The sequence below is a fragment of the Serratia sp. ASV30 genome, from assembly GCF_016428815.1.
Lineage (GTDB): Bacteria > Pseudomonadota > Gammaproteobacteria > Enterobacterales > Enterobacteriaceae > Chania > Chania fonticola_C.
Genome location: NZ_JAELTL010000221.1, coordinates 1 through 391, shown reverse-complemented (window position 1 = coordinate 391; position 391 = coordinate 1). Strand labels below are relative to the sequence as shown.

1 pseudogene is annotated in these 391 nt (G+C 41.4%); it reads right to left on the bottom strand.

The window, feature by feature from the left end:
- Positions 1–391: pseudogene (locus tag JHD74_RS26790) on the bottom strand (UDP-phosphate galactose phosphotransferase); the annotation flags it as partial.

Below are 391 nucleotides of genomic sequence, written 5' to 3'. Positions count from 1 at the left end.
GAATCGGGGAAAGTAAAGTAATGATAACTGCCGATCCTATGAGGTCAAAAGATCGTTTAAGGAATCGAGAGGTTCTTTTCGCTAAATTGTTGCTTACCCTGAGTATCATCACTTCATGGCTAAAAATAAATGACATATCAGTACCATAAAGCGGTACACCGCGGAGTGTTGGGATTACAGAGACAGAGCGACACTGATGCTTCGCTAATTTCTTTAGCCATTCATCTCGTAGGGCATGCTCTTCAAATTCAAGTGCAACGATAAATTGTGTCGATTCAGGATCACACTGTAGCCAAAGCTCTTGTTCATCGCATATGACTGGCTTGCCCAACAGCTCGTTTTCACAATCAGTTGATGTGGAAAAAAACGCACATATAGAAAAGCCTAAAAC